This window comes from Streptococcus sp. 1F3, from assembly GCF_054968985.1.
The window spans coordinates 1-7,596 of the sequence record NZ_JBUEQR010000063.1 but is presented as its reverse complement, the minus strand read 5'-3'; the positions used below and the strand labels follow the sequence as shown (position 1 = coordinate 7,596).

The 7,596-nt window shown below is 38.9% G+C and carries 10 protein-coding genes and 1 riboswitch; all 10 genes read right to left on the bottom strand.

Annotated elements, in window-relative coordinates; genetic code table 11:
* Positions 1-149 precede the first annotated feature (149 nt).
* Positions 150-713 (bottom strand): folate family ECF transporter S component, encoded by a 564-nt coding sequence (locus ACVPON_RS05750; protein ID WP_462877052.1) that lies wholly within the window; start codon positions 711-713, stop codon positions 150-152.
* Between the two features lie 38 nt (positions 714-751).
* A riboswitch (THF riboswitch) is annotated at positions 752-841 on the bottom strand.
* Between the two features lie 496 nt (positions 842-1,337).
* Positions 1,338-2,528, bottom strand: a complete 1,191-nt coding sequence (locus ACVPON_RS05745) for an acetate kinase (RefSeq protein ID WP_462877050.1) — start codon at positions 2,526-2,528, stop codon at positions 1,338-1,340.
* 49 nt (positions 2,529-2,577) lie between these two features.
* Positions 2,578-3,531, bottom strand: a complete 954-nt coding sequence (locus ACVPON_RS05740) for a class I SAM-dependent methyltransferase (protein WP_462877048.1) — start codon at positions 3,529-3,531, stop codon at positions 2,578-2,580.
* A gap of 7 nt (positions 3,532-3,538) precedes the next feature.
* Positions 3,539-3,937, bottom strand: coding sequence for a competence type IV pilus minor pilin ComGG (comGG, locus tag ACVPON_RS05735; protein WP_462877046.1), 399 nt, complete (start codon positions 3,935-3,937; stop codon positions 3,539-3,541).
* A 10-nt stretch (positions 3,938-3,947) separates the two neighbouring features.
* Positions 3,948-4,382, bottom strand: coding sequence for a competence type IV pilus minor pilin ComGF (comGF, locus tag ACVPON_RS05730; RefSeq protein WP_462877044.1), 435 nt, complete (start codon positions 4,380-4,382; stop codon positions 3,948-3,950).
* Positions 4,369-4,587, bottom strand: coding sequence for a competence system putative prepilin ComGE (comGE, locus tag ACVPON_RS05725; RefSeq protein WP_462877042.1), 219 nt, complete (start codon positions 4,585-4,587; stop codon positions 4,369-4,371). Before comGE ends, comGF begins: the two co-directional genes overlap by 14 nt.
* A 46-nt stretch (positions 4,588-4,633) precedes the next feature.
* A complete protein-coding gene (comGD, locus tag ACVPON_RS05720; RefSeq protein ID WP_462877056.1) occupies positions 4,634-5,062 on the bottom strand; it encodes a competence type IV pilus minor pilin ComGD in 429 nt (142 codons plus the stop codon).
* The gene (gene comGC, locus ACVPON_RS05715; protein WP_462877040.1) at positions 5,022-5,336 is read right to left on the bottom strand and encodes a competence type IV pilus major pilin ComGC; all 315 of its coding nucleotides are present in this window, start codon (positions 5,334-5,336) and stop codon (positions 5,022-5,024) included. Before comGC ends, comGD begins: the two co-directional genes overlap by 41 nt.
* A 1-nt stretch (position 5,337) precedes the next feature.
* Positions 5,338-6,366 (bottom strand): competence type IV pilus assembly protein ComGB, encoded by a 1,029-nt coding sequence (gene comGB, locus ACVPON_RS05710; protein WP_462877054.1) that lies wholly within the window; start codon positions 6,364-6,366, stop codon positions 5,338-5,340.
* On the bottom strand, positions 6,287-7,237 hold the full coding sequence (gene comGA / locus ACVPON_RS05705; protein WP_462877038.1) for a competence type IV pilus ATPase ComGA: 951 nt from the start codon (positions 7,235-7,237) through the stop codon (positions 6,287-6,289). The genes comGB and comGA overlap by 80 nt, the downstream gene beginning before the upstream one ends.
* Positions 7,238-7,596: the final 359 nt, after the last annotated feature.

Here is a 7,596-nt window from a genome sequence, read left to right as displayed (position 1 = left end):
GAAAACTTTAAAAAACGCATTTTGATTGCTTTAAACGTAAAGAAAGAGAGAACCAAGTTCGTCCTCTCTAGGTGTTAGCTTTTCATCTACCCACTACAGTTGACAAAGAGCCCAAAAAAGCAACAATGGGATGAATTGTTGCTTTTTTCTTATTTCTTAACCCCCATTAGTTTGCGAACTTCTGGGATTCGATGAAGCTGTGGCAAGAGAAGCATTGTCACAACTACTCTAAATGGAATTTCTAGAATTTTAAAAATGCGTCCCTGAGCAAAAAATTGAACGGAAATAGGAACCTGTTGATAAATTTGGATAAGCAGTGGTGTCAAAAAGAAGGTCCCAATTCCCATAATCACTACCGTAGCCCCAAGTACATAGAGCCAGTCTTTTTTACCACGAATATCTAACCTTTTCCCATAGTAAAAGTAACCGTATAAAAAGCCCTGCACTGCCTCTAGCAAGGTAAACCAAATAATAAATGCATACCCCGAGTTTAGAGCTGTCACTACATCATTTACTACAAAGACAACCGTTGCAATCCATGGTCCTGCTATCATTCCTATAAGGGTATTAGCAATAAACGATAGACTAACTTTCAACATATTGGGAACAATCCAAAACGAATAGTAGTGTCCCAAAATATAACGAATAGCGATTAACATCGCTAAGACAACTAATAACCGAACCCCAAATTTAGGGGATTTTTTCATAAACATACTATGCTCCTTTTATCAATTGGAGCTGTCGGTTTATCGACAGCGGATGCAATGGTTTACCGCGCTTTCGCTTCGTTGTATGGCAACATCCCATCCATACACACTTAACGCAAACCACCTACTCTGTGCAAATGAACTTTGCTTTCTTATTCTATCATATCTACATGATTTTGGCTAGAAGTATTTCCCGATAAAACATCCGCTATCTAACAAATCTTTTTGAAAGTTTTTTAAATAACTATCACATAAAAATTATCTTCCTAATCTTTTAATTTATAGGCAATACTTTTGTAGGTATCGGCTGATTCCTACATTCTATTTTAAAATGAGAGTACTAAAAATTAGAGAAAGAATCGCAACAGCAATGATTATTACAAAGACAATCGCAAACATTCTACTGTTTTCTGCTCATGAAACCGGCTATTAGCTATCTACCCATTTTATCCATTGGACAATAAGATATTTTATATGTACACACCTTGTAAATCATTTCATATAGTCTCACCTATACCCCTTATCTTTTGTCTATCAGATAAAAAATGGAACCCTAACAATAGGAATCCATTTTCTAATCATCTATATGACAAATGAAATGCTTTCAATACAAAGTTCTGATTTCTAAACTTATTTCTTCAAGCGTTCTACATCACGCGCAATGACAAGTTCCTCATCTGTTGGAACAACTAAAACCTTAACCTTAGAATCTGGAGTGGAAATATCCCCTTCTGCTCCAAAGATATTCTTTGCAGGGTCTAACTCCATACCAAACCAAGATAAGCCTTCTACAACGGCTTCACGGACTGCCACAGAATTCTCACCGATACCTGCCGTGAACACGAGAGCATCTGCTCCATTTAGGACTGCAAAGTATTGACCGATGAATTTTTGAAGTCTGTTGACCAACATATCAAAGGCAAGTGTACATTTCGGTTCTCCAGCTTCACGACCCGCTTCTACTTCACGCATATCACTTGATATTTCCGCAATTCCCAAAATACCCGATTGCTTGTTGAGAACATTCACGACATCTGCTGCATCTTTTAATTCTTCCACATTTTCAATAAGATAAGGAATAATTGCAGGATCAATATCTCCAGAACGAGTTCCCATCATTGGTCCAGCTAGGGGAGTAAAGCCCATGGAAGTATCCACAGATTTTCCACCATCAACAGCAGTAATTGAAATACCATTTCCAATATGAGCAGTAATCAACTTCAATTCCTCAAGAGGTTTATCCAAGACCTTCGCTGCCTCACGTGAAACATAGAAATGGGAAGTCCCATGCGCCCCATACTTACGGACTTGATAGTCTTCATAATACTTGGTAGCAATTGGGTAACGATAGGCCACTTCTGGCATAGTGGTATGGAATGCTGTATCAAAAACTGCGACACTCGTAATATCTGGCAAAATATCCTTGAACGCACGGATACCGGCGGCATTTGCTGGGTTATGAAGAGGCGCTAAAGCTGATAATGCTTCGATTTTAGCTAGTGCTTCATCATCAATCAAGACAGAATCTTTGAAGAATTCACCACCAGCTACTACGCGGTGGCCAACACCTGTAATTTCTGAAAAGTCTCCAATAATATGATGTGCCAACAGGTCATCTAATAAAATTTTAACAGCTTGCACATGGTCAGCAATATCAAGGGTCTGACTAGCAGATTGACCCTCAAACTTAACGGTTGAAACCGAATCTTTTAGACCAATGCGCTCAATCAAACCTTTCGCTAATACCTTTTCTTCTGGCATTTGGTATAATTGCCATTTCAAACTAGAGCTACCTGCGTTAATCGCAATTGTTTTTGACATAAGATTCCCCTTTTTAAGCGTTTTCCTAACTAGTATATCAAATTTTTACCTAAATTGCATTATCTTGTTTCCATTTTTTGAAATTCTCAGTAAACTGTTGCAATTCTTCCAGATTTTGTAAATCTGTCAATGGATACATAAAGGTCTCTACCGGTGTAGTGGTCTGCTTTTGGAACACAAAAATCGTTTTTGCCATTGACTGTGTCCCAAATAAACTAGCAGGTAGGGTCAGCACTGCCACAACACTGGCACTATCCTTCAACCACGTTTTTAAAAGCGGACTCTGAGGACTGGTCAGCAAATCGTTTGGTGCAAGTAAAATAGCATACCCATCCCGCTTTAAATACTTCAAGGATTGTTCCATCAATAAATGATGAGCGTAAGTATGCCCAGTTGAACTGGCAACTTGATAGCGCTGAGCTATGCGGTCATCTGGATAATAACCAATTGGTAAATCACTAATGATGATTTGACTCTCTTTTAAAATTTGCGGACGAACTGCATCTCCCTGCACAAAGCGGATATTACTTTCCAGTACATCTGCAATACTTGCAGATAGGTCAATCAATAAATCATCCACTTCAATACCAAGATAATCCATCTCTTTCTGACTATGATTCAAAATAGTTTGCGCCAAATTTCCTGTTCCAGAGCCAATCTCCAAAACAGTAACCTGTTTTTCACGCACCAACTGATCTAACAGAAAGGTCAAGATAAAACCGATACTGTCTGGCGTAAATTGATGATTGTACTGCATTGGTTCTGTCTGATTAGCCTTGATAAAGAGAAATTGATAAGCTCTACGCCATTCCTCAGCAGTCAGTTGCAACTGCTTTAAAGCATCGTTATTAGTCGCAATGAGGTCATTTTCAGACTTGCTCGCCAAATAAGCAGCATTCTGCTCAATCAAAGCATCATAAAAGTTTGTTCCCAAAAGATTTTGAAGGGTTTGGACATTTTCTAATAGCAGGTCATAAGCCTGTTCAATATTTTCAAAATTCATATTCTTATCATATCAAAAAAGGAGCATTTTCGCTAGATGAAGAAAAAGAATAGGAAAATTCATGTCCAGATATTGTCGTAACTGTTACAAAAAGCTGAGTATCCTCTGATTGATAATGCGAGTGTCCCTTAGAGAATCGAAGCTCTCCTTCGACCCTAGTATCCTTTCGAGCAGTCTGCGCTTCCAACTTTTCCATTTTTAAATTCCGCTCCTGCTTCAGAGACTGTGTCATTTGACCTTTTGACCTTATTTCCTCCCGGGCGATATCAGCTGTCCATTCTGCCATCAAATAAGCCTCCGTACTTTCGTAATAGGCCGAAGTCGCTCGTGCTTCTGACAGTTGAATATGCAAATAGAATTGCAACACCAAACTAAAAACCGCAACCATAAGTACAGCATATAGCATGATTCCTGCCCTACATTTTTTCTTCAAAACGATACACAAAACTTTTCTCCCAACCATTTTCAAATGTAATATCAATCTGTATAAACGGCTTTTCTTGATGAATTTTGGCAGACGCAACCTGATATAGCATGGGTTGATATCCTTGTCCCTTGCCATTTGTTTTACGGAAATCATCTGCTTGCGATTTGCCAAAAGCCAGTTGATGGCCAGACTTATTAACATACAGATGGTCATTTTCAATCTTAACGAAACGAACACCATCCAGCTCATAACGCAGTTGATCTGCAAAAACAAGCCACTTTTTTTCAATACTTGTCTCCTGATAAACTACTTCATGGTGGATAAGGTTCGCTAGACCTGTAAAAACCAATAGACTTCCTGATAAAACAAACAGGGCGACTAAACATTCCATTAGGGAATAGGCGGGGACCTTACTCTTTTTCAATATACATCACCTCCTCATCTTGAGACCACACACGAATGAAATGCTCATCTCTCTCAATTCTCACATGTACTCCGTTCAAGACAAGACGTTCCTGCTTTGTCTGCACAGCCATCTTTACTAACAAAAGCATTTCCTGTCTTTGCCACTGATCCTTTTGCCATCTTCTGCCACTGGTCACTCCTGCTAAAAGTAGACTTGTAATCATGGAAAAAATAGCTAGAGCGACCAAACTTTCTAGTAAAATATAAGCCTTATTTCTCTGTCCTTTTATAGTTCCCACTCCCTATGTATAATTGATAAATGATTTTCTTTTGTTGTGTTGAAAATTCAATTTTAGCTAAAGATGAATTTCCTCCACGATAATCTAATACAAGGCGTTGCTTCTGATTGAGTTGCAGAGTAGGTGGAACTGTCAAATAATCATAACCATTTGAAATCCTAGAATCTGTAAATTCAAGCACCACCGACTGATGAGAAGATAGTGCTAACTCTTGGCTCACCTTATACAGGTTCTCAAACTCAAGAAAAAATAACCGCTCCTCTACACCTGTAAATACATGACGAACTGAACTTGACAGTAGAATCGTCAAAAAACTAACCACAAATAGTGTCAGCAAACTTTCTAACAGCGTATAGGCTCTAAGGGGTAACCGTACGAGATTTCTCTGTATTTTTCGCATAGTATTCATCGTAGGCTTCTGCCTGTGCTTCCGTAACAGCTCCGCTCTCTACCAACTTAGATAGACTGGCTTTTTCTCCATTTTGTAGTTCATACAATTCAGCTTGTCCTTCTACCACTTTTACAACAGCCGCATTTCCTGCCTGCTTAACAGTTTCTTTTTGCTTGCTCAAATTCGGGACAAACAAGAGCAACAAAATACTAATAATAAATAGCACCAATAACATTTCTATTAGAGTGAAGCCTTTTACTCTTCTCTTTTTTAATTTTTTCATTTTAAACCTCCATATATTGATAAATCGGCAATAACATTGCTACATAAATAAAGACAATAATCAAAGCGACAAACATAAATACAAGCGGCTGAACCAGTTGCATGGAAGCATTCAACTTCGCGAAAAATTCCTCCCAACACTCATCTGCGTACAGTCGCAGTTCATGTCCCAACTTATCCTTAACTTGACCATATTCAATCATAAGACTTAGCTCCTTCTTGAAAAAAGGATAGCACTTAATATGTTCTTCAAAAGCAACCCCTCTCTCCAAGGCACATCCCAACTCTGTCCCAATCCTGCAAAATAAAGCGGATTGTTGCTCTTGCATCAAGTTAATAATCTGAGGCATCTCAAAACCTTGGCCGATAAGATTTCCCCATTCACGCGCATAATAAGCCGTCAGATACAGCCGAATCAATCCCCCTAACAATGGAAGTTTCACAAGTAGACGAACTGCGGTTATTTTATCAGATTTCCGATACCAATACCTCAGTAGTACTCCTAGAACCAAACTAGCAACAAGCGACACTAGAAAGACAAAGGGAAGAACTCCTAGCATCTTTGTCGCTCCATTTTCCTCTTCTAATCGAGGCAGGAGATAGCTGTTTAAGCCCAGTATAATCACAAACAAAAATACTAATAATATTATTGGATAGGTAGCTACCTCAACGAGCTTTTTACGCACTTTCATCACATTTCCTAGATACTCTTGAATATTTGTCAAACTTAATTCTAGATTACCATGTACTTCTGCCAGCGCTACTTGAGTAACGACTGAATCTGAAAATTGCAGGTCCAAAAGAAGATTCGCAAAAGACTTCCCAGCCAATAAGCCCTGAGATAACATGCTTGTATAACTATCCGCCAATAATTGACTTCTTTTTAGAAAATCAATGATTTCTCCCAAGTGAAAACCACTCCTAAACAGATTGGTAAACAATTCGATGATCTTACGCTGGCGAACCAAGGATAATTTTTTCGGTCTGTGCCTGATGAGCACTGATATGTCCTGCTGCAAGAAGTTTGTCAATCTGTTGGTTCCATTTTGTTGCTGTGTGGGTTGGGTAGGCTTCTGTTGCCACATCTATCATTCCTCCTCCTCCAATTAAACGTTGATAAATAATCCCCTGCAAGGCATGGTTCAATTCATCTGAAGTCACTCCCAGCTCTAACATGCGGGCATAAACTCCCGAGATACTTTTTCCATGAACAGTTGAAAAAATGGTGACCCCAGTCAGGCTAGCGCGAATGACTGCTCGTGCGGTTTCATGATCCCGAATTTCTCCAATAATGAGGAGATCGGGTCGGTGCCGAAGAGACAGTTTGATTAAGCTATCATAGGTTAAGCCAATCGTTTCATTGAGCTGTAATTGCAACATCTCGTCTCGCTTGATTTCGACAGGATCTTCAATCGTGACAATCTGTTGGTTCGCAAATTTCACTTCCGCCAAATGGTACATAAGAGTTGTTTTACCAGACCCTACTGGTCCTGAAAATAAGTACAAGCCCCTCCCCCTTATCATATCTTGAACACAAGCTAAGGCATCAAACCAGAAATGCAACTCTTCTTTCTGATCGTACAGAAAACGAATGACCAGACTTTCTTTTCCACGATAATCACCAACCGTTGATAGCCGAAGCGCTACTATCCCTACTTCGTAGTCATAATCACAAGCTCCTTGCTGGCTCCGCCGTTTTTCGCCAACATTCATTCCTGCTACAAATTTAAAATGAGCAATGATAGCAGCGTAAGTAGCCTCATCAAACTCACCGACCAAATGACGAGTATCTAAGACCCTTTCATAGACTTGGTAAGAAGCTTCCTGAGGTAGCAAATAAAGATCACTCACTCGTTTTGCTACTCCTTCTCGAATCAGTTCTTGCGCTATTTTTTGAACCATACTTCCTCCTCACTTTCTATATTCGTAAATTATTTTATTTTTTCATCATTTTTTGGATTTTCTGTTCGCTTTCACACGCATACATATAAAATGTGTGTGCGTTAATCTTTTCCTTTATACTTAGAATTAAACTGAATTTGGACTAAAAATGCTAGAAAGTGCTTATCTCATAAGACAAATGAAGTTTGAAACGTTACAGTACCGAATCCCCTTAATGAAAAAAAGCTCGGCACAAGGTACCGAACTTTTTAGGCTCTATAATTTCTGTAGTGGGTAAATCCACTGTAGAGATTATGGAGCCTTTTTGAGTATAGAAAAAAAGTCCCATATGATTTATAATGAAAAGCGACTAACAACTC